This is a genomic window from Barnesiella propionica, from assembly GCF_025567045.1.
GTDB classification, from domain to species: Bacteria; Bacteroidota; Bacteroidia; order Bacteroidales; family Barnesiellaceae; genus Barnesiella_B; species Barnesiella_B propionica.
Genome location: NZ_JAOQJK010000008.1, coordinates 34983 through 57689, shown reverse-complemented (window position 1 = coordinate 57689; position 22707 = coordinate 34983). Strand labels below are relative to the sequence as shown.

Sequence of the window (22707 nt, the reverse complement as noted above, 5' to 3'; positions counted from 1 at the left end):
AAACCTTTATGAAAAGGTTTACACATAATAACAGATTATTTTAATCTATTTCTTATACAAACGGCTTTACCGCCCTTATTATTTCCCGCTTGCCTCCCGGAGGGCCTTGTAGTCTTTCCACCAAAAACCCACATCGTTGCAATCTCCGGCGGACTTCACCTTTAGCACAATACGTACTCAAAATACCGCCCGGAAAAAGAACATCATAAATACGGGAAAATACGGATTCGTCCCATAATTCAGGCTGTTTTTCCGGAGCAAACGCATCATAATAGACCACATCATACTTATTATCATGAAAATCATATTTCAATAAATCGGCTTGTATTTTCAACAAGTGAAACGAAGGCGTTATCTGTTCCCGGACATTCCACCCGGCTTCATGTAATTTCAGAAACAAACCGGAAGCTGCAGGCTCTATCGTTTCCGGATACCGTAACCGTTCAATAATATCAAGCGGAAGAGGATATGCCTCTAATGCCGTATAATATACTTTTCCGTTTCTGCTTTGGGAGGCGAGCAGCGTGAGAAAAGCATTTAATCCGGTACCGAACCCCATCTCCAAAACATTGACAGATTCTTCTACACAAGCGTCGAATGCCGTATGAACATAAACATGAGACGCCTCTTCTTTCGCTCCTTTCACCGAATGGTAGTGTTCGTCCAGATCAGGCAAATATAAAGTAGAAGAGCCATCGGCCGTTCGTTGTATCTGTACAGAAATCATAACTCTTTCTTTAAATCTTCGGTATTCACCCATTTGAATAATTTGTCCGAAGGTCTTATCTTTTCTTTTAGTTTAATAGAAAAACGTTCTCCTTTCACTGCTTCATCCACAGGTTTCAGATCGACCCGTATTTCATCTACGATAGTAGTTACCGCTCCGGTAGTAGGTCCAGTAATCAAAATCTCATCTCCTACCTTCAAAGAACGGCTTTCTATTTGAAATTCGGCTACTCCCAGTTTAGAAAAATATTTGATGCCTTTACCTATCAGAACCTTCGTCTTAGTAGCTGAAGAGCCATACCTCGAAGTCCACTCTCCCAATCGTTGCCCCAGATAATAACCGTTCCAGAATCCCCGGTTAAACACCGTAGCCAGCCGCTCATTCCAGTCCTCTATCTTTTCATCCGTAAAACTATTATCCAGATATGCCTCGACCGCTTCGCGATAACAGGATACCACGGTCCGCACATATTCCGCGCCTCTCGCACGTCCCTCAATCTTAAATACCCGTACCCCCGAATCGATCATTTTGTTCATAAAATGTATCGTCTTCAAATCTTTCGGAGACATAATATATTGATTATCCACTTCCAGTTCCAGATCGCTCTCCTTATCTTTTACCGTATAGGCCCGCCGGCATACCTGCATACAAGCTCCCCGGTTGGCCGAAGCGTTCATCTCATGCAAGCTCAAATAACATTTCCCGGAAACGGCCATACAAAGAGCTCCGTGACAGAACATTTCGATGCGAATCAACTCCCCTCCGGGACCCTTTATATTTTCATCACATATCGTTTTATATATTCCGGCGACTTGTTCCAGACTAAGTTCACGAGCCAGTACGACTACATCGGCATAACGGGCATAGAATTTAAGAGCCTCGGCATTGGATATATTCAGTTGAGTGGAAAGATGTACCTCTACACCTATACTGCTGGCATAAGACATGGCAGCGACATCACTGGCAATTATAGCCGATAATCCGGCTTCACGCGCCGCATCTATAATCCGGCGCATCAGTTTCAGATCTTCGTCATATATAACGGTATTAACCGTAAGATAACTTTTTATATGATGTTCATTACATATACGTACAATTTCGTGCAAATCGTTCACCGTAAAATTATTTGACGAACGTGCACGCATATTTAAACCTTCTATTCCGAAATAGATGGAATTAGCACCGCCTTGTATCGCTGCCGTTAAGGACTCATAACTGCCCACAGGGGCCATAATTTCAAAATCGGTTCTTTTCATATCTTTTCGTATTGCCTTATCAACCTCCAGCGAAAAACTCTAAAGCATTATTTTCCGGTAATTATTTTTCGTATTTCATTCAACTTATTCAAAGCTTCCATCGGTGTAAGATTATTGATATCCACCTTGATTATTTCGTCACGTATTTGAGAGAGAACAGGATCGTCCAGCTGAAAAAAACTAAGCTGCATACCGCTCCGGCTGGTAGCGATCTCCATCGTCGGTTTCGAAATGCCGCTCTGACGGTTTTCGGTTTCCAGCTGTTTCAATATCTGGTTCGCCCGGCTCACTATACTTTGAGGCATACCGGCCAGTTTAGCCACGTGAATACCGAAACTATGTTCACTACCGCCGCGAACTAGTTTACGCAGGAAAATCACTTTATTATCCACTTCTTTCACCGAGACATTATAGTTAGCTATACGCTTATAGGTGCGTTCCATCTCGTTCAACTCATGGTAATGAGTTGCAAATAAAGTTTTAGCACGTGCCTTTGGATGTTCGTGTATATGCTCCACAATAGCCCAAGCTATGGAAATCCCGTCGTAGGTACTGGTTCCGCGCCCCAGTTCGTCAAAAAGAATAAGACTTCTTTCCGACATATTGTTAAGAATATCGGCAGCTTCGTTCATCTCCACCATAAAAGTAGACTCGCCTAAAGAGATGTTATCCGATGCTCCCACCCGGGTAAATATTTTATCGACTACTCCTATTTTCGCCGACTCTGCAGGGACAAAGCAGCCTATCTGAGCCAGCAATACAATGAGCGCCGTCTGACGCAATAAAGCCGATTTACCAGCCATATTAGGTCCGGTAATCATAATAATCTGTTGCGTATCGTTATTCAACAATACACTATTCGCGATATAAGCTTCTCCGGGAGCCATTTGCTTTTCAATAACCGGATGCCGCCCTTCATGAATATCTATCTCAAGTGACTCATCTATCTGAGGGCGTATGTATTTATTCTCCCGGGCGACCTTGACAAAAGAAAGAAGACAATCGAGACGGGCGATCAAAGATGAATTATGCTGGATAGCCGGGATATATTCGCTTAATGCCAGAACCAGTTCATTGAATAAACGGGTTTCGAGCGAAAGTATTTTCTCTTCAGCCCCCAATATCTTTTCTTCATACTCTTTCAATTCCTGCGTGATATAACGCTCAGCACTCACCAGTGTCTGCTTTCTTATCCACTCTTCGGGAACCTTATCTTTATGAGTATTACGGACTTCTATATAATAACCGAATACATTGTTATAACTGATTTTAAGGCTGGAAATCCCCGTACGCTCACATTCCCGCTGCTGGATGTGCATCAGATAATCTTTACCCGAATATGAAATATCTCTCAGATCGTCCAATTCTCCGTTAACTCCTTTACGAATAATACCGCCCCGGTTCACCAAGGTAGGAGCATCCGGATTTATTTCACGCTCTATCCGGTCGCGAATGATAGTACAAGGATTCAGTTGCTCTCCAATCTGTTGTAACACAGGTTCCTCCGAAGCTGCACATAATTGCTTGATTGGTTCCATCGCTCCCAAAGCAACTTTGAGCTGCACGACTTCACGGGGTGATATACGGCCTACGGCCACTTTGGAAATGATACGTTCCACATCTCCTATCAGTTCGAGCTGAGGTTCGAGAGCCTCCTCCATACCGGGATGCCTGAAAAAATACTCTACAACGTTCAGCCGGTCATCGATGGGTTTTACATCTTTCAAGGGAAAAACCATCCAGCGTTTGAGCATACGGGCCCCCATAGGACTGGTCGTGCGGTCAATCACATCCAAAAGGCTCTTGCCTCCTTCGTTCATGGACGACAGTAATTCCAAACTACGAACAGTAAACTTGTCAAGGCGCACATAACGCTCTTCTTCTATTCTGGATAATGCAGTAATATGGGATATTTGCGTATGCTGCGTTATATCGAGATAATGCAACAAAGAGCCTGCTGCTATAATTGCATTAGGCATCTGATGAATACCAAACCCTTTCAGATTCTTCGTCTCGAAATGTTTTAACAAACGGTCGGTCGCCGCTTCGCTGGTATATACCCAGTCATCCAGTTCGAAAGTAAAGAAACGGGTGCCGAAATGTTCTTCGAACAATTTTCTTTTGGTTTTTTCAAATAGGACTTCTTTCGGGGAAAAATTGCCCAACAACTTATCAACATAATCGAAATCTCCTTCAGCCGTGAGAAATTCACCTGTAGAAATATCCAAAAAAGCAATACCACAATTATTTTTACCAAAATGCACACCTGCCAGAAAATTATTTTCCCGGTGATTCAGTATATTATCATTGATGGAAACTCCCGGGGTAACTAATTCGGTAATCCCTCTCTTTACCAACTTTTTCGTCATTTTAGGGTCTTCCAGCTGTTCGCATATAGCAACACGCTTGCCGGCCCTGACAAGTTTGGGAAGATACGTATCGAGTGCATGATGCGGAAAACCCGCCATTTCGACATGCTGAGCTACGCCATTCGCCCTCCGTGTAAGTGTTATTCCAAGAATTTCCGCCGAAATAACGGCATCTTCGGAATACGTTTCATAAAAGTCTCCTACCCTGAAAAGCAAAACAGCATCGGGATGTTTGCCTTTCATTTCAAAATATTGTTTCATGAGCGGAGTCTCAACTACTTCTTTTGCCACTTTATCTTGTTTTTAATTATTATCAAAAAATAAATTTCCCGAAACGATACGACACTCATATCATACGATCATCCGGCCCAGTTCTCCCTGTCCAAATTCCGGTATGTGATCGCCTCGGATATATGCGAGGATAAAATATTCTCACTCCCCTCCAGATCGGCAATCGTACGCGCTACCTTGAGAACACGGTCGTAGGCCCGGGCCGATAAACTAAAACGGGTCATTGCATCTTTCAGTCTTTTCAGACCGGCATCATCCGGAACCGCATAGCGGTTGAGCAAACGTGTATTCATCTGAGCATTGCAATATACTCCGGAAATTCCCGAAAATCGTTCCGCCTGTATTTCACGTGCACGTACTACCCGTTCCCGAATAACAGAACTCGGCTCAGAAGGCCTGATATCGGAAATCTTTTCAAAAGGAACCGGTACAATTTCCACCTGAATGTCAATACGGTCCAGTAAAGGTCCCGAAATACGGTTAAGGTAACGCTGGACAGCGCCCGGAGAACAAATACATTCCTTATCGGGATGATTATAGAAACCACAGGGACAAGGATTCATCGAAGCAACCAGCATGACACTAGCCGGATATTCTATCGAATATTTTGCCCGGGAGACCGTAATCTTACGGTCTTCAAGCGGCTGCCGCATTACTTCAAGAACTTGCCTTGAAAACTCAGGAAGCTCATCCAAAAACAAAACACCGTGATGAGCCAGCGATATTTCCCCCGGCTGGGGGAATACCCCTCCACCCACCAACGCGACACTGGATATCGTATGGTGCGGTGCACGGAACGGACGCCGGGAAAGGAGGGAACTATCACTATCCATTTTTCCTGCGACCGAATGTATCTTTGTCGTTTCTAAAGCCTCTTGTAAAGTCAATGGAGGTAAAATAGAAGGCAAACGTTTCGCCATCATCGATTTTCCGGCGCCCGGAGGGCCGACGAGTATAATATTATGTCCGCCTGAAGCAGCTACTTCAAAAGCCCGTTTTACGCTTTCCTGTCCTTTTACATCGGAAAAATCCAGATCGAATTCGGACGTTCCGGCAAAAAATTCGGCTCTGGTATCTATTACAGTAGGTTCGAGCTCACGCTCTCCATTGAAAAATTCGATAACTTCTTTAATATTTTCAACCCCGTATACATCAAGATTATTAACAACAGCAGCCTCCCTTACATTCGCTTTCGGAATTATAAGCCCTTTAAACCCTTCCTCTCTTGCTTTAATTGCAATAGGCAAAGCTCCTTTAACCGGTAAAATGTTGCCATCAAGCGATAATTCGCCCATCATCATATAAGAAGAAAGTTTTTCAGACGATATCGAATGACCGTCCGAAGCAAGGATTCCTATCGCTAAAGGCAGGTCATAAGCAGAGCCTTCCTTCCTGATATCAGCCGGAGCCATATTGATAACGATCTGCATTCGCGGAAATTTGTAACCGTTATGCTGAACGGCCGAAACAATACGTTCATGACTCTCTTTCACTGCCGTATCGGGCAGCCCGACCATAAAAAAACGGATACCCTGCGTGCAGTTTACCTCAATCGTAACTACTATTGCATCTATTCCTTGTACGGCTGCCCCGAATACTTTTACCAACATAGGCCATTCGTATTTTAATTATCCGAAACTTTTCTCTCTTTCGCTCCGTTCATCTTCTTTTCAATAAATTCTTTCAAAGTATCACTCTCCATGCCTTTGGCAATTATCATTCCCAGCGTATCGGTTACGACATAAAAAGGTATACAAGGAACTCCTGAATTCATGATCGTTTTATTCGCAAAACCTCCGTTTGCCCATAATGATGTTCCGGGAACACTATCCGTCCCCAATGTTCTGCGCCAGGCCGAAGAATCTGGTTCTAATGATATTGTTACTATATCCAAACCATTCTTTCCGTATTCTTTGTACAAATCACGCAAAATATTAAAATCCTGTTGAGACCGCTTATTTCCTGTTTTCCAGAAATAAAACAACATCATTTGTTCATAAGGAGCCTCATAAACCCTCAAAGAATCTTTTTTGTCAATAAAGCTCCCCCCCCCGAAAACAGAATCGGTGCTTAACTTTCTGTCTTTATCTCTCAAATATTCCCATTTTCCCACAATATAAGGAGGTATTGCCGAAGGTGATATGACCCTGAATAAAGAATCACATGGAGAGAAATCGCTATTTACAGGCATAAAATCATATAGCAGGATAGAACTTAACACCGAGTTTTTATGTCCGGTAACATATTTGGTTACTTTTTCACTCAGCTCTTTATTAAGAGCGGCCAGACGTTCCGAGATGACACCCGCTTTCAAGACCTCTTGTCGTTCCGAATCTAAAGCGTTTAATAAAGATTTGTTATCACGGCAAAATTGCAGCAACTCTTTGTCAAGATCGCTTCCCTTAATATTCAGCTCATAGGGTTCCCGGGAATCTCCTTTCAACTCTATACGATCCCCGTTTTTCACATATAAACGGAGATATTTACTCTTATCGGCTCTGTAAAATTGTACAGGAGTAAGTGCCTTCGCCTCTCCTTTAAGAGAAATAAAACCATTCTGAGGAAATAAAGTATCGATATATAATTTTTCCTGATTTTCATATATGGCAAAAAGCGGTTTTCCTTCCAGGTTATCCAACGTTCCTTCTATAGAGAAACCCGTCTTTTCATTCCCGCAAGAAACAAATACAAGAAGCCATACGAAAGACACGTACGAAATAATCTTATTCATACTTTTATTTTTGATATCAACGCAAATTTACCTTTTTTATCGACAGCCACAAATAATGCTATAATGAAAAAACGAAGGCAATTTTTATTTTATTCGCGAAAACTTTAAAATTATCCATCATAATGACTAAATTTAAAGAAATTATGACCTTTTATGAAAACAATTTTGATTTAATATTTGTTGTCTAAAAGATTAATATATACTCATGAGAAATATATGTATGCTCCTTGTCGCATGGCTATACTGTTATGGCATGCACGCCCAGATTATTGATAAACCGAATACTCCGCATTATAATGCCGACAGTATTCGAGATGAACTGGATAAAGGCCCTTATTTTACTCTTTTCAAAGACAATTATTTCATTGGGGGAACTTCTATCGGGCACAAGCCGACCAAACAGAACTCAGACGTCAAATTCCAGATAAGCATAAGCCAAAGGCTTACTAAAAGTAAATTACCTTTCAACTCCTTTCTGTTTATCGAATATACACAAAAAGCTTTTTGGAATGTGTTCGAAAAATCCCTACCCATGGTAGACCTGAATTTCAATCCGGGCATCGGCTTAGGGCACCTTATCATCCATCAGAACCGGTACATCGGTAAAGCGGGAATATTAATAGAACATGAATCGAACGGAAAAGACAGTATCTATTCCCGCAGCTGGAACCGGATTACTTTCTCCGGAGCTTTACTTATAGAAAAAAACCTGGAAATACAATTTAAAACCTGGATTCCCATTATTGACGGAGAGAATAACAAAGACATTCTCAAATATTGCGGTATCGCACAACTGGCAACCAGCTATATCAGTGAGAATCAACGATGGGGATTTACCACAATTCTTACCAAAAGAAGCGGTTGGAATCTGAATTTCAATACAATTCTCGAATTTAATTTCCGGTTATTCCCGAAAGAAAACCAGTATTTTTTCGTACAATATTATAACGGATACGGAGAATGTTTACTGGATTATAATAAATTTCGCAGCCGGCTACGCATCGGGTTCGTCATAAAACCGAGAAATTTCAGTAACTATTAAAATAAAACGAGCCGGATACATCCGGCTCGTTTTATTTCATTTATCACGATTTAAACCAAACCGAATGATTTTTTAACTTTATCTACATAATCCAGTTTCTCCCAGGTAAAGAGTTCTACCTCTTTCTCCAGGGGTTCAGGCATATATTTAGAAGTAAATGTTTTTTTCACTATTTCGGGTTTACGTCCCATATGACCATACGCAGCTGTTTCTTCATAAATCGGATTACGGAGTTTAAGCCGTTCTTCTATGGCCTTCGGCCGTAAATCAAATATTTCGGTAATTTTAGCGGCAATCTCAGCATCGCTCAATGATACATTCGATTTCCCATAAGTGTTTACATAAACACTTACCGGTTGTGCCACTCCTATCGCATAAGACACCTGTACCAACAGTTCATCTGAAACTCCGGCAGCTACAAGATTCTTTGCAATGTGACGAGCTGCATAAGCAGCGGAACGATCGACTTTAGAAGGATCTTTTCCGGAAAAAGCGCCTCCGCCATGACCTCCCTTACCGCCATAAGTATCGACGATAATTTTACGGCCAGTAAGTCCCGTATCACCATGAGGACCGCCAATTACGAATTTTCCGGTAGGATTTACATGTAGAATGATATTGCTATCGAATAAAGCTTTTACGCGCGCGGGCAACTTCTCTACTACACGGGGTATAAGGATATTTTTTACATCGTTATAAATACGTTCCAACATAGCGGCATCGGCAGCAGCCTGAGCTTCAGGAGTACTGTCCTCCGGCACGATGAAATCATCATGTTGGGTAGAAACCACAATCGTATGAACCCTTACAGGAATATTATCTTCATTGTATTCGATCGTTACCTGAGATTTAGAATCAGGACGTAAATATGAAGTTACTTTCCCTTTACGAAGGTAGGTCATTTCTTTTTCTTCCCGACGAATAGCCGCCAGCTCTGTAAGCAAGAGATGGGAGAGATCTAATGAAAGCGGCATATAATTATCGGTTTCATTACAAGCATAACCGAACATCATCCCCTGATCCCCGGCACCCTGATTCATCGGATCTTCTCTTTCTACTCCTCTGTTTATATCGGCCGATTGCTCATGAATAGCAGAAAATACTCCGCATGAATCTCCGTCAAATTTATAAGAACTCTTATTATAACCTATACGGTTGATTACCCGGCGGGCAACATCCATAAGATCAACATAAGCATTCGATTTAACCTCTCCGGCAAGAACTACCTGTCCGGTAGTCACCAATGTTTCGCAAGCTACTTTCGAGTTGGCATCATGAGCCAGAAACTCGTCAAGCAAAGCATCCGATATTTGATCGGCTACTTTATCGGGGTGTCCTTCGGACACCGATTCTGAGGTGAATAAATAATTCATAATTAAAAAGTTGTTATTGTTATTGTCCTAATCCGGGCAGAACGAGACCACCCGAAAAATAATTTGCTATTTATTCAGAATCAGAATAACAAGGCTGACAGGAAAGAGATAAGAACGCAATTTTTAGCATTTTTTATCGTGGTTGCAAGCAGCCAAATCCTTCCACATCTGATTTTGGTTGCAAATATAATACTTTATTAAATAACCGTGTTTTCTTTTTACTTTTTTTTATCTGACAAAACCGAACGCTTCAGTTCAGACAATAAGTCCTTTGCTGTTTTGTGAAAAACAGGATGTATCCATCCCGGCGCCACTGAAACAAAAGGAACCATTACAAAAAGCCGCTCGTGCATACGCGGATGCGGTAATGTAAGCTCAGAGTTACATATAATCTCTCCGCCACTGGCCAGTAAATCTATGTCTATAATCCTGTCGGCATATCCTCCGTCTCTCTTGCGATGTACCGCACTCCCCATTTTTTTCTCTATTTCTTGGGTTTTATGTAAAATGTCTGGCAGATGCATAGTCGTATCCACCGCCAGCACTGCATTCAAAAAATCATTTTTCGATTCAAATCCCCAAGGTTCCGATATACAATAATCCGATACGGCAATTATTTTACCCACCGAATTCTTTATTTCTAAAACCGCCTTATCCAGATGCTCTTTACGATTTCCCAGATTTGAACCTAACCCTATATATAATATGCTCATTTATTATGAATAATAAGTACAAAATTATTCTTTTTGGAAAACTTTCAGAATCTTTTTTCATAAAAAGTTTCCAAAAAAATAAATTTAATTCTCCACAACACATTATCATATATCCAAAAAATACTACCTTTACCTTCGTTATGGTTCTTGTCCGAAAAACCCTTCGGACAGAGATAAAAGGGAATCCCGTGAAAATCGGGAACAGTCCCGCTGCTGTGAGCCTCAACGCATGCTAACGATCTACAAGCCACTGTTCTATAATGAATGGGAAGGCATCGGAAGCAGAGGTAAGTCAGAAGACCTGCCATACATGAGACTATAAACGGACCTCGGGAAAAGGTCTTTAGTTGTAACCGATAAACTAAATAATTATGGATTGTGAAAAAGTGATCATCATCAAACGAGATGGTGCAAAGGAGAAATTTTCTATCGAGAAAATTAAACGTGCAATTACAAAAGCATATCGTGCCGGAGGTATATTGAATGAAGATAACACTATCGAACAAATCGCAATACAAGCGGCATCTTCCATTTCAGGAACAGAAATATCGGTAGAAGAAATTCAAGATATAGTCGAAAAGGAACTTATGATCCGAAATCCGTATATCGCAAAAAAATACATTATTTACAGAGAGTGGCGTACCGTCGAAAGAGATAAAAAAACATCCATGAAACAAATCATGGACGGGATCGTCGCCATAGAAAAAAACGATATAAACCTGAGTAACGCAAATATGTCCTCGCATACACCGGCAGGGCAAATGATGACTTTTGCATCGGAAGTCACTAAAGATTACGCCTATAAATATTTGCTGGGAGTACGTTATGCCCGGGCTCATAAAAACGGAGATATCCATATCCATGACCTGGACTACTATCCGACAAAAACCACGACCTGCATCCAATATGATTTGGACGATATATTGGAAAGAGGTTTTCACACCAAAAACGGAACGGTAAGAACCCCTCAGTCCATACAAAGTTATGCCACCCTGGCCACTATCATTTTCCAAACCAATCAAAATGAACAACACGGAGGGCAAGCAATTCCAGCCTTTGACCATTTTATGTCGAAAGGGGTTATTAAGAGTTTCCGCAAGCACCTGGAATCCAGTATCAGCTTCATATTAAATCTCAAACACGATTCTCATGAAATCAATTTAAAAGAACAGCTTCATACAATCGTTACTTCCATAGACCTGCACGATAAACAGATAAAAAACCTCTTCGAGGTCATTCATGAATCAGGAGCTCCCATAACCGAGGATGAATTGAGAACAGCCTGGGAGCAAAGTTATTCGGCAACACGCAAAGATACACATCAGGCTATGGAAGCCTTTATTCATAACTTAAATACCATGCACTCGCGGGGAGGAAACCAGGTAGTATTCAGTTCTATTAATTACGGGACCGATACTTCGGCAGAAGGACGTATGGTTATGCGGGAACTATTAGCCGCAACCGTAGAAGGCCTGGGCAACGGTGAAGTTCCCGTTTTTCCTATCCAAATATTCAAGGTAAAAGATGGCATTTCTTATGATGAAGAAGATTACAAAATGACTCTTGCTCATTATGATGACGCCATTAACGGAAAAATAAAATTCAAGGCCCCCAATTTTGACCTATTACTGGAAGCATGTAAAACGACCTCAACATCCTTATTTCCCAATTTCGTGTTTCTGGATACAGAGTACAACAAACATGAAAAATGGAAAGCCGACGATCCGGAAAGGTTCCGCTACGAAATTGCCACAATGGGATGCCGGACGCGCGTATTTGAGAACATCCACGGAGAAAAAAGCTCCTGGGGCCGGGGAAATCTTTCTTTCACCTCTATGAATATGCCCCGCATAGCTATCGAAGCACGCAGAGAAGCAGAAGATATGTATCCTGACGGAAATAAGCACGCTATCCGTAAAGAAGCACGCATACTTTTCCTCGAAAAAGTACGAACCCTGTCGGCCCTTATTGCAGAACAACTTTATGAACGTTACCAATACCAACGTACGGCACTTGCCCGCCAATTCCCTTTCATGATGAGCAATAATGTATGGAAAGGAGGGAGTTCTTTACAACCTAACGATGAAGTAGGAGACGTAATAAACAGCGGAACACTGGGTATCGGATTCATCGGCGGCCATAACGCCATGTGCGCTATTTACGGAGAAGGGCACGCCCATAACGAAGAAGCCTGGAATACGCTTTATGATGCGGTAAAAGTAATGAATACCGTAGCAGAAGAATACAAAACACGTTACAACCTTAACTACTCCGTTTTAGCGACCCCGGCAGAAGGATTATCCGGACGTTTCACCTATATGGATCGTAAACGTTACGGTTCTATCCCGGAAGTAACAGACAGAGATTATTATGTCAATTCATTCCATATTGATGTAAAAGAACCGGTAAGCATCGCCGAAAAAATAAGAAAGGAAGCTCCTTTCCACAGTATCACCAAAGGCGGTCATATCACTTATGTAGAACTTGACGGGGAAGCAAAAAAGAATGTCGTGGCTATTTTGAAGATCGTGAAAACCATGCATGACGAAGGCATAGGTTACGGCTCTATCAATCATCCTGTAGATACATGCAGAAAATGCGGATATAAAGGAGTTATATATTCCAAATGTCCTGTATGTAAAAGCGAAGATATTACCCGGATGCGCCGGATAACCGGTTACCTGACAGGAAGCCTTGAAACATGGAACTCGGCAAAACAAGCAGAAGAACGTGATCGAGTGAAGCATAACAAATAATGGAAAACCTATACCTCATAAATGTATATCCCGAAACCATTGCAGACGGTTTCGGGATACGTTATTCCATTTATCTGTCCGGCTGCCATCATCATTGTCCGGGCTGCCATAATCCTGAAAGCTGGAGCCAGCATACAGGAAGTCCCTTGACTGAAGAAATATTGAGCCAAATCATCCGTGACATCAACAATAATCCTCTATTAGATGGTATTACTCTTTCAGGAGGAGATCCATTCTTTAATCCTGAGGCACTCTTCGGTCTGTTGAAACGCCTAAAGAGCGAAACCAAACAAAACATCTGGTGTTACACCGGATATACACTGGAAGAAATAACTAAAGACGAAAGGCTTTCTTCCTGTCTCCAGTTTATCGACACTTTGGTAGACGGACGATTCGATAAAAATCTTTATGATCCAAATCTTGCATTCAGAGGGAGTAGCAACCAAAAGATCATAAATCTGCACAAAAAAAATGGCATGTAAACAATCGCAGATACATGCCATTCCTTGTTTTGAAACAGACTCTTATTATTTCAATAATGATTCAGGAGCCAGATTATCGTGTTCAATATCCAGAAAGTATTTATACGTTCCTACTTTCAATTCAGCTGTAGCAGCATCGTCACACACGATAATACTTTTGGGGTGCAACTGCAAGGCACTGATAGTCCACATTTGGCTGATACCGCCCTCTACCCCATGGTGTAAAGCTCTGGCCTTATTATGGCCATTTACAATTATGAGTACGCTTTTAGCATCCATTATCGTTCCTACTCCGACAGTAAGCGCTGTTTTGGGAACTTTGTTCACATCGTTATCAAAGAAACGGGAATTTGCGATAATAGTATCTTGTGTAAGTGTTTTCATACGGGTACGGGAAGTCAGAGCAGAACCCGGTTCATTGAAAGCAATATGACCGTCAGGACCTATACCGCCGAGAAAAAGGTCTATTCCTCCGTATGACTTGATTTTTTCTTCATAGCGGGCACATTCGGCAACAGGATCTTCTGCATTACCGTTCAGTATATTTACGTTCTCGGGGTTTATATCGATATGGTTAAAGAAATTATTCCACATAAAAGAATGATAGCTTTGTTCATGTTCTTTCGGTAAACCACAGTACTCATCCATATTAAATGTCACTACATTACGGAAAGAAACAACTCCTTTTTTATTTAATTCTATCAGGGCTTTATACATCCCGAGAGGAGATGAACCGGTAGGGAGCCCCAGGATGAAAGGTTTCTCTGCGGTGGGATTAAATTCACGTATACGTGAAGCTACATAATTTGCAGCCCAAAGAGAAACTTTTTCATAATCTGGTTCAATGATTAGTCTCATAGTCGTATTTTTTTATATTAAAAAGTATGAGTTCAAATATAGTTATTTTTTTTTATATTGAGAAGTTTAAAAAGATTATCTTCACGAATAATCAAAATTTCTGGCACAAATACATAATATTAGTTAAACAACAATATGCTAATTAATTTTTTCTTACATTTGTAAAAAGCCAAAAAAATCAAATACTCTTATAATAACGCGCAATGAAAACAAATCTAAGCTCACAAATTAAACTTGACAGAATACCGAAACGGTATTACAATCCAGATAGCGAACTGGAGAGAGCTGCGCTCACACGCAACGAAAAGGTTTACACCCGTATTTTCGAAAGCCCCGAAGAAGGTTCTTTACACATTGCTCATGATGTTGCGGAACTTATCCGGAAATGTAAAGCAGAACGTCGTCCCTGTGTTCTCGCATTAGGTTCGGGCGTAGGAACCCACGGTGTCTATACCGAACTCGTACGGATGTATAAAGAAGGCTTAATCAGCTTCGCCAATGTTGTCGTTTTTAATATCAGCGAATACTATCCCCTGGAAAATAATGCTCCCGGAACTATGCATCTGCTAAAAGAGCTCCTGCTTGATAAAGTAGATATAGACCCGATGAATATATTCACTCCGGGCAAAGCCGTTCCGAAAGAAGATATTTACAAATATTGCAAAGAATACGAAGACAAAATCGAAGAATTCGGCGGTCTTGATCTGGTATTATGTGAAATCGGTGCTACCGGTAATCTGGCATTCAACGAACCAGGCTCTCAATTAAGCTCTTCCTGCCGGCTGATGTTACTGGGGAACGATTCCCGGCATATCGCAGCATCCATGTTTAACTCAGCAGAAAACGCGCCTCATAGTGCCATTACTTTAGGTATTTCCAATTTAATGGCCGCAAAACAAATCATCTGCATGGCGTGGGGAGAGAATAAGGCAAGCATTGTAAAGAAAGCCCTTGAAGGACTTCCCACCGACACGATTCCGGCATCATTCTTACAGAACCATAAAAGAGCAAAAATAGTACTCGATCTTCCCGCAGCAGAACAACTTACGCGCATCAGTCAGCCTTGGTTGGTAACATCCTGCGAATGGAATGATAAACTGATACGCCGGGCTATCGTATGGCTATGTATGAAAACAGGAAAGCCTATTTTGAAGCTGACCAACAAAGACTACAACGATAACGGATTAAGCGAACTTCTTGCATTATACGGTTCTGCTTATAATGTCAATATAATGATCTTTAATGATATACAACACACCATTACCGGCTGGCCGGGAGGTAAACCGAATTCAGACGATACATTCCGTCCCGAACGTGCCAAACCATTCCCTAAACGTGTTATCGTATTCAGCCCTCATCCCGATGACGATGTTATCTCTATGGGAGGTACGTTAAAACGTCTGGTAGACCAGAAACACGACGTACATGTAGCATACGAAACATCTGGTAATATTGCTGTAGGAGATGAAGACATGATGCGTTATGTTATGCTGATGGGTGCTATTGCTAAAGAATTTAAGTTCAACACCCCCGAATTCCTGGCAAAACATGCAGAAATCAATAAATTCATTTCCCAGAAAAAAGACGGTGAAATGGATAGCGCAGACGTACGTTACCTGAAAACCATTATACGGCAAGGAGAAGCTCGTACGGCTTGTAACTATATCAATGTAAAACCCGAAAACGTACACTTCCTCAATCTTCCGTTCTACGAAACCGGAACTATTAAAAAAGGAGATTTGGGACGTGCCGATGTTGATATCGTGAAAGCTCTTATCGAAGAAGTAAAACCTCATCAGATATTCGTTGCTGGTGACCTTGCAGACCCGCACGGAACACATAAAGTGTGTCTGGATGCGGTTTTGGCAGCCATAGACGAGATCAAAGATGAAAAATGGATGCAAGACTGCCGCATATGGATGTACCGAGGTGCATGGGCAGAGTGGGAAATCGACCACATTGAAATGGCGGTTCCTTTAAGCCCTGAAGAATTACGCCAGAAACGCAACTCTATTTTGAAACACCAGTCTCAAATGGAGAACGCACCATTCCTCGGTGACGACGAAAGGCTTTTCTGGCAACGTTCCGAAGACCGTAACAGAGCAACAGCAGAATTATATTCACGCTTAGGTCTGGCTTCGTATGAAGCAATAGAAGCCTTCGTAGAATATCATCCTATCAGAGGATAAAAAACCTTATAATGATAATTTAAAAAAGCATGCTATAATATGGCATGCTTTTTTATTAAAACCAATATCCTGTGCAAATAAAAAAAACCGCTTATCACAAAGATGATAAGCGGTTTTCTTCAATTATGATAACATCATTGATTATTCGTAATCGGCCCAATTAGTAAGAGCCATATCGCCCGATTTGTTAAATTCATTATGGAAACCGAAAGCAGCGTGCAGATTGTGCGGCGTATGACCTTTACCTAATTTCAGGTAATCCCATAACAATTGTCTATACATAGGATGAGCACAATTCTCAATAATCGCCTGAGCACGCTGTCTGGGCGATTTGGCCCGTAAATCCGCAACGCCATATTCCGTTACCAGAACCGAAACGGAATGTTCACTATGATCCACATGAGAAACCATCGGAACAATAGCACTGATCTTCCCTCCTTTTGCAACAGACGGACACGTAAATATAGAGAGATAAGCATTCCGGGTAAAGTCCCCGGACCCTCCTATACCATTCATCATCTTCGTACCTACGACATGCGTAGAATTCACATTACCGAATATATCGGCTTCCAAAGCGGTATTAATCGTAATAAGACCTAAACGGCGTACCACTTCCGGGTTATTGGTTATCTCTCCCGGACGCAACAATATTTTGTCATGGAAGAATTTAATATTATTGAAGACTTCCTCCAGTTTTGCATCACTCACCGTCAGTGAACAGCTGCTGGCAAATGTACATTTTCCTCCCTTCATCAATTCTATCACAGCATCCTGAACTACCTCTGTATACATTTGAAAAGCAGGAATATCAGGGCTGGAACCCAGACAACCCAGTACAGCATTAGCAATATTACCTACACCAGATTGTAAAGGGAGAAAAGAAGCAGGTATTAAACCGGCTTTCAATTGAGATACTAGAAATTCACATACATTATGACCGATTTTCATAGTAACCTCGTCGGCGGGAGCAAATTCTTTTACTCCATCATGAATATCTGTCTCAACGATACCAACAACTTTACGGGGGTCGATTTTTACAACCGGAGAACCTATACGGTCACTCGGTTTATAAATAGGTATTTCCCGGCGGTAAGGAGGATCCAACGGCTGATAAATATCATGCATACCCCGTAATTCTTTCGAATCATGCCGGTTAAGTTCAATTATAATTTTATCTGCCAATTGGCATACGGTAGGTGCAACTCCTACTCCGGGACCCAATAAAATTTCACCGTCATCACTGATTTCAGTAGCCTCTATAACCGCAACATTCACTTTTCCTAAAAAACCATAACGAAGGTTTTGTGCCAAATGCGAAAGGTGCATATCGAAATAAGATGTTTCTCCGCTATTTGCCGAGTTACGGCAATCTTTATTAGACTGATACGGCGTTCTGCACTTTATAGCGTTTGCACGAGCTAATGCACCGTCGATATAATCGTTAGTAGAGGCCCCTGTATAAACTCCTATTTTAAAAGGACGGCCTGCGGCATGTTCTGCCTCCGCCCGTTTTGCTAACGCCACAGTTACTACTTTAGGTGTACCTGCAGCCGTAAATCCGCTAAAACCTACATTATCGTTATGATGGATAAATTCGGCCGCTTCTTCTGCGGTAATGTAATTAAATGCCATAATCTGCTCTTTTTTGTTTGTTTCTCAGATATTCTGATGCGATCTTTTCTTGTAAAATAAAAACGTGACGAAAGTATAAAAAATTCGGGACAAAATCGTCCTAAATTCTAAATTTCACACCTTTTCTTAATCATTCAGAGGTAGATAAACTAAATTCAGTCAATATTTTCGGTTTAGGATTTCTGCATTGATTATTGCTCGTTTCAAGTCTTCGGCATCGGAAAAATATTTTTCACCCGGATCCTGATCATAAATATTATTACTGCTTATATTACCGATCGGAGGAACTGTGTCTAAAACTTCCGGACACTCTTGCATTTTTGTTTCTACATTTCTTTTCGTATCTGGTTCAGGTTTCGGTTTATCCGTCTTTTCTTTCCATTGTACCACGACATCTGCCCAAGTACCTACCTTATCCTCATCACTTTCATCGTCAGATATTTCGTCAAACAGTTCTTCATTTGAAGCAGACCGGCTCATTTGTGCACGACGGTGTTCTTCCTGTCGCTTCTTTTTAACAAACGAGCCTACGAAAGAAGCGATAATTATGATTATATAAATGATTATCTCAAAATTATCCATCTCTTTTTTGTAATTTTGCCCTCAAATTTAAAGAAATATTCAGAGAATAACAAGAAAGATTACATATAAAAAACTAAGGGTGGCTTCACAACCCCCCTTAATAGATTTAACCTAAACCTTAACTATGAAAAAATTTCATATGATTTGATTACAAAGAAAAAACATTTTTTCGTAATATCAAACATTAATGTTGAAAAATATTACTTTTTCATTGAAAAAAATTACAGAATAGGATATAAACCTCTAAAATTAAAGAAATGAAACAATTCTCAGACACGGACTCAAAATCCGTAACAGAGACAACAGAAAAAAAATTATTTATCGAGACATACGGATGTCAGATGAACGTAGCCGACAGCGAAGTAGTTGCTTCCATTATGCAAATGGACGGGTATTCGTTATGCGATAACATAGAGGATGCCGACGCTATTTTCGTCAACACCTGTTCTATTCGCGATAATGCCGAACAAAAAATATACTCACGGCTTACCTACTTCCATTCTTTGCGAAAAAAGAAAAAACATCTGATTGTAGGTGTTCTGGGATGTATGGCAGAAAGAGTAAAAGAACACTTGATACAGGAACATCATGTGGATGTCGTGGCAGGTCCCGACTCGTATCTGGACCTGCCGAACCTCATCGGTGCCGCCGAAAAAGGTGAAAAATCCATCAACATAACATTATCAACTACAGAAACCTATAAAGAAGTTATTCCTGCCCGTATCGGCGGTAACCGGATATCAGGATTCATTTCAATTATGCGGGGATGTAACAATTTTTGTTCATATTGCATCGTTCCATATACCCGAGGGCGGGAACGCAGCAGGGATCCTGAAAGCATCATAAAAGAGCTAGAAGATCTTAAATCAAGGGGATTTAAAGAAGTATCTCTTTTGGGACAAAACGTTAACTCGTTCCGGTTCGAAAATACGGATGGAAGCATAACAGATTTTCCCTCGCTCTTAACCAAAGTATCGGACGCGGCAGGAGATGGTATGCGAGTACGTTTTACTACTTCCCATCCGAAAGATATGAGCGATGCAACACTTGAGATTATCGCCTCTCGTCATAATCTGTGTAACCACATCCATCTGCCGGTGCAATCGGGAAGCAACCGCATCCTAAAATTAATGAACCGCAAATATACACGTGAATGGTATCTTGAAAGAATCGCCGCTATCCGGAGAATTATTCCCGGTTGTGGCATCACGACCGACCTATTCAGCGGTTTCCACTCCGAAACAGAAGAAGATTTTGAAGAAACACTACGCCTAATGAAAGAGGTCGGCTTCGATGCATCGTTCATGTTTAAGTACTCCGAACGTCCCGGCACATATGCATCCAAGTACCTACCTGACGATATTTCCGAAGAAATCAAAATTAGCCGGTTACAGAAAATGATAGATATACAGAATACTTTGTCTCTCGAAAGTAATCGCAAAGACATAGGAAAAACATTCGAAGTTTTGATAGAAGGTTTTTCGAAAAGATCAAGAGAACAACTGTTCGGAAGAACGCAACAAAATAAAGTAGTCGTTTTTCCTAAAGGAAAATACCATATAGGAGAATTTGTAAATGTAACCGTTACAGATGCATCTTCTGCAACTTTATTAGGGAACGTCAGCGAATAAGATATATATCCTGAGGAAATCCTCAGGATATATATACAAACATATGATCAAACCTTACATTTTAAAACAAGTTCTTTTTTACAGAAAATCAATTTGTTAAATTAATACAACAAAAAGTCTGATTCTCCCATATTAGTTGTTATTTTGCATAAAATTTGGGATAAATGTTCCTTTATTCTATAGACAGTAAAGAAATATATAAAAAACAGGACACATTTAACTCATAATAATTAGATAACGGATTGTTCAACAACAGAAACGGGTTTTCAAAAGAATGTTCACAATAGATATTACAATATGTCCCGTTTGCGGAAGCCGGCATTTACACAAATTATCAGATTGTGCCGATCATTATGCGACAAACGAGATATTTGAAATACATACATGCGACGATTGCCACTTTTGTTTTACCCAACATTTTCCGGATGAGAAAGAGATAGGGCGTTATTACGATACAACCGATTATATTTCTCATTCCGATACAAAGAAAGGTATTATCAACACCATATACCATGCAGTCCGTAATTTTATGCTCCAGCGAAAAGCGGAATTGGTAGAGAAGAAATCGGGAATAACTCACGGTAAAATACTCGATATAGGTTCTGGAACAGGATATTTCCTGCATGTCATGGCCCAAAAAGGATGGAACGTCGAAGGCATAGAAAAAAATTCAGGAGCAGCATCCTTTGCTAAAAATCATTTCGGATTAAAGATAGACGCCCCTACCCAACCCTTCACTTTGCCCGAAAACAAATATGACGTTATAACTTTATGGCATGTACTGGAACATCTTCAAGCTCTTAATGAGACAGGACTTCAAATGAACCGGGCATTAAAAGAGGACGGTACCCTGATTATTGCGATTCCTAATTGTGAATCATACGATGCCTGCTATTATAAAGAATTCTGGGCTGCCTGGGATGTTCCCAGACACTTATGGCATTTTTCACCGCATACATTTGCCATATGGGCCGATAAACAAGGGTTCGAAATAGAATCGGCTACCGGTATGCCTTTCGACGGCTTCTACGTATCTATGTTAAGCGAGAAATACAAAGGCAAAAAACCGGCCTTTTTTAAAGGCTTCTTGAGAGGAACCCTGGCATGGCTTTCGGCTAAAGATAAATATGACCGGAGCAGTTCTGTAATATACGTTTTAAAAAAGAAAAAACAGTGAGTAATATGACGGCTAAGAGACATTTTACTTTTTTCAACGCACGCATGACTTCCACTTTAAGCGTATCTCTCGTGCTTTTTATTTTAGGGATCATGGTCCTAATGGGATTGCTGGCCTCGAATCTTTCGACTCACGTAAAAGAAAATATAGGGTTTTCTATCATTTTAAAAGAATCAGCAAAAGACTCTCAAATACAACAATTACAAAAGATACTCAATAAAGCTCCTTACGTTAAAGCTTCTCAATTCATATCTAAAGAAGATGCCCTAAAAGAAGTAATGATAGAATTAGGAGAAAATCCCGAAGACGTACTGGGAGCAAATCCACTCCAATCCTCGATTGAGGTACGGTTAAAAGCCGAATATGCCAGAAATGACAGTATAAGCTGGATAGAGAAAGGACTGAGGAGCAATCAGGCCGTCAGCGACATCACTTACCAAAAAGATCTTATTCAATCGGTCAATGATAATATAAAAAAAATAGGACTTATCCTTTCTGTTCTGGCTCTCGTGCTTATGGTTATTTCTTTCGCACTGATCAGTAATACAATAAGATTAAGTGCGTATTCCAAACGATTTATCATACACACCATGAAGCTGGTGGGGGCTACTCCCGGCTTTATCCGTAAACCGTTTATCGTTTCGAATATAGCCAACGGTGTTATAGCGGCATTCATCGCTATCCTGCTGCTTTCGGGATGTATATATTATTTAACGAACGAAATAGATAATTTCTATACCCTCGTAAATGTTGAATTACTGGCTACGGTGTATATTATCGTATTACTATTGGGAATCGTACTCACAGCAGTTTCCGCCTATTTTTCGGTTAACCGTTATATTCACATGGACCGGGACGATTTATATTATGTATAACAGAAACTATTTACTATAATGAA

17 protein-coding genes and 1 riboswitch are annotated in these 22707 nt (G+C 40.8%); of the genes, 7 read left to right on the top strand and 10 right to left on the bottom strand.

From position 1 onward, the window contains the following. Positions 1–52: 52 nt before the first annotated feature. From mnmD to OCV73_RS11135, 5 genes are all read right to left on the bottom strand, one after another. The gene (mnmD, locus tag OCV73_RS11155) at positions 53–727 is read right to left on the bottom strand and encodes a tRNA (5-methylaminomethyl-2-thiouridine)(34)-methyltransferase MnmD (protein ID WP_147552219.1); all 675 of its coding nucleotides are present in this window, start codon (positions 725–727) and stop codon (positions 53–55) included. After that, on the bottom strand, positions 724–1983 hold the full coding sequence (locus OCV73_RS11150; RefSeq protein WP_147552217.1) for a peptidase U32 family protein: 1260 nt from the start codon (positions 1981–1983) through the stop codon (positions 724–726). The genes mnmD and OCV73_RS11150 overlap by 4 nt, the downstream gene beginning before the upstream one ends. A 47-nt stretch (positions 1984–2030) precedes the next feature. Then, the gene (gene mutS, locus OCV73_RS11145) at positions 2031–4613 is read right to left on the bottom strand and encodes a DNA mismatch repair protein MutS (RefSeq protein ID WP_147552406.1); all 2583 of its coding nucleotides are present in this window, start codon (positions 4611–4613) and stop codon (positions 2031–2033) included. A gap of 98 nt (positions 4614–4711) precedes the next feature. Then, the gene (locus OCV73_RS11140; protein ID WP_147552211.1) at positions 4712–6253 is read right to left on the bottom strand and encodes a YifB family Mg chelatase-like AAA ATPase; all 1542 of its coding nucleotides are present in this window, start codon (positions 6251–6253) and stop codon (positions 4712–4714) included. Positions 6254–6267: 14 nt separating this feature from the next. Continuing rightward, a complete protein-coding gene (locus OCV73_RS11135; RefSeq protein WP_147552209.1) occupies positions 6268–7374 on the bottom strand; it encodes a DUF4369 domain-containing protein in 1107 nt (368 codons plus the stop codon). Positions 7375–7579: 205 nt separating this feature from the next. Between OCV73_RS11135 and OCV73_RS11130 the strand changes: the two genes are divergently transcribed. Then, positions 7580–8416 (top strand): phospholipase A, encoded by an 837-nt coding sequence (locus OCV73_RS11130; protein ID WP_147552208.1) that lies wholly within the window; start codon positions 7580–7582, stop codon positions 8414–8416. 50 nt (positions 8417–8466) lie between these two features. Here the strand turns inward: OCV73_RS11130 and metK are convergent, their stop codons facing one another. Both metK and folK read right to left on the bottom strand, forming a co-directional pair. Further along, on the bottom strand, positions 8467–9789 hold the full coding sequence (gene metK / locus OCV73_RS11125) for a methionine adenosyltransferase (RefSeq protein ID WP_147552206.1): 1323 nt from the start codon (positions 9787–9789) through the stop codon (positions 8467–8469). Positions 9790–10007: 218 nt separating this feature from the next. Continuing rightward, on the bottom strand, positions 10008–10502 hold the full coding sequence (gene folK / locus OCV73_RS11120) for a 2-amino-4-hydroxy-6-hydroxymethyldihydropteridine diphosphokinase (protein ID WP_147552204.1): 495 nt from the start codon (positions 10500–10502) through the stop codon (positions 10008–10010). 124 nt (positions 10503–10626) lie between these two features. Then, a riboswitch (cobalamin riboswitch) is annotated at positions 10627–10825 on the top strand. A 48-nt stretch (positions 10826–10873) separates the two neighbouring features. On the opposite strand from folK, the gene OCV73_RS11115 reads away from it, so the two are divergent. Together OCV73_RS11115 and nrdG are read left to right on the top strand one after the other, a co-directional pair. Continuing rightward, on the top strand, positions 10874–13258 hold the full coding sequence (locus tag OCV73_RS11115; RefSeq protein WP_147552202.1) for an anaerobic ribonucleoside triphosphate reductase: 2385 nt from the start codon (positions 10874–10876) through the stop codon (positions 13256–13258). Continuing rightward, positions 13258–13740 (top strand): anaerobic ribonucleoside-triphosphate reductase activating protein, encoded by a 483-nt coding sequence (gene nrdG, locus OCV73_RS11110; RefSeq protein ID WP_147552200.1) that lies wholly within the window; start codon positions 13258–13260, stop codon positions 13738–13740. The genes OCV73_RS11115 and nrdG overlap by 1 nt, the downstream gene beginning before the upstream one ends. Positions 13741–13785: 45 nt before the next feature. Here the strand turns inward: nrdG and nagB are convergent, their stop codons facing one another. Beyond that, positions 13786–14598, bottom strand: coding sequence for a glucosamine-6-phosphate deaminase (gene nagB / locus OCV73_RS11105; protein ID WP_147552198.1), 813 nt, complete (start codon positions 14596–14598; stop codon positions 13786–13788). Positions 14599–14801: 203 nt separating this feature from the next. Between nagB and OCV73_RS11100 the strand changes: the two genes are divergently transcribed. Then, positions 14802–16787: a glucosamine-6-phosphate deaminase gene (locus OCV73_RS11100; protein WP_147552197.1), complete on the top strand. Its 1986-nt coding sequence runs from the start codon at positions 14802–14804 to the stop codon at positions 16785–16787. Between the two features lie 141 nt (positions 16788–16928). On the opposite strand, the gene OCV73_RS11095 is transcribed toward OCV73_RS11100, so the two are convergent. Both OCV73_RS11095 and OCV73_RS11090 read right to left on the bottom strand, forming a co-directional pair. After that, positions 16929–18419, bottom strand: a complete 1491-nt coding sequence (locus OCV73_RS11095; RefSeq protein ID WP_147552195.1) for an acetyl-CoA hydrolase/transferase family protein — start codon at positions 18417–18419, stop codon at positions 16929–16931. A gap of 159 nt (positions 18420–18578) precedes the next feature. Next, positions 18579–19001, bottom strand: coding sequence for a hypothetical protein (locus OCV73_RS11090; RefSeq protein ID WP_147552193.1), 423 nt, complete (start codon positions 18999–19001; stop codon positions 18579–18581). 257 nt (positions 19002–19258) lie between these two features. Between OCV73_RS11090 and miaB the strand changes: the two genes are divergently transcribed. The 3 genes from miaB (at position 19259) to OCV73_RS11075 (ending at position 22684) form a co-directional block, all read left to right on the top strand. Continuing rightward, on the top strand, positions 19259–20632 hold the full coding sequence (miaB, locus tag OCV73_RS11085) for a tRNA (N6-isopentenyl adenosine(37)-C2)-methylthiotransferase MiaB (RefSeq protein WP_147552192.1): 1374 nt from the start codon (positions 19259–19261) through the stop codon (positions 20630–20632). A gap of 274 nt (positions 20633–20906) precedes the next feature. Continuing rightward, on the top strand, positions 20907–21809 hold the full coding sequence (locus OCV73_RS11080) for a class I SAM-dependent methyltransferase (RefSeq protein ID WP_147552191.1): 903 nt from the start codon (positions 20907–20909) through the stop codon (positions 21807–21809). 5 nt (positions 21810–21814) lie between these two features. Continuing rightward, entirely contained in the window at positions 21815–22684 is an 870-nt protein-coding gene (locus OCV73_RS11075) for a cell division protein FtsX (RefSeq protein ID WP_147552189.1), read from the top strand. The last annotated feature ends 23 nt before the right edge of the window (positions 22685–22707 follow it).